Source organism: Shewanella schlegeliana (genome assembly GCF_016765635.1).
In the GTDB taxonomy this organism is placed as follows: Bacteria; Pseudomonadota; Gammaproteobacteria; order Enterobacterales; family Shewanellaceae; genus Shewanella; species Shewanella schlegeliana.
The window spans coordinates 1-533 of sequence record NZ_JAESVD010000028.1 but is presented as its reverse complement, the minus strand read 5'-3'; the positions used below and the strand labels follow the sequence as shown (position 1 = coordinate 533).

The following is a 533-nucleotide window of genomic DNA, read 5'->3' as shown; positions in this document are numbered from 1 at the left end:
TGAAGTCGTAACAAGGTAGCCCTAGGGGAACCTGGGGCTGGATCACCTCCTTACCTATACGACTAACTTGATAGTTGTTGAGTGTTCACACAGATATGCTTGTCGTAAAGAAAGAGCAAATTACGTTGGGTCTGTAGCTCAGCTGGTTAGAGCGCACCCCTGATAAGGGTGAGGTCGGTGGTTCAAGTCCACTCTGACCCACCAAAATCTTTGTTTTCTCCTAAAGAAAGATTTTGTATTAACGTAAATTTGTTTGACTGCATGTAAATGGGGCTATAGCTCAGCTGGGAGAGCGCCTGCCTTGCACGCAGGAGGTCTGCGGTTCGATCCCGCATAGCTCCACCATTTACATCTTTCTCTTAAATAAGAGTTAGACACATGCACTGGTTAGAGATGCCAAAGATAAATGAAAAATTTATCTTTGGCTTTTTTAAGCCCGCTCTTTAAAAATTTGGAAAGCTGATAGTAATAATCGAAAGATTATTGCGAAATTAAAAAATTGAGTTCTAAAACACTTAACATTAAGTGTCTTG

2 tRNA genes and 1 rRNA gene are annotated in these 533 nt (G+C 41.3%); all 3 read left to right on the top strand.

Features of this window, described 5'->3' with window-relative positions:
* Positions 1-53 (top strand): 16S ribosomal RNA (locus JMA39_RS21115); the annotation flags it as partial.
* 74 nt (positions 54-127) lie between these two features.
* Positions 128-204 (top strand) — tRNA-Ile (locus JMA39_RS21110).
* A 65-nt stretch (positions 205-269) separates the two neighbouring features.
* Positions 270-345 (top strand) — tRNA-Ala (locus tag JMA39_RS21105).
* Positions 346-533: the final 188 nt, after the last annotated feature.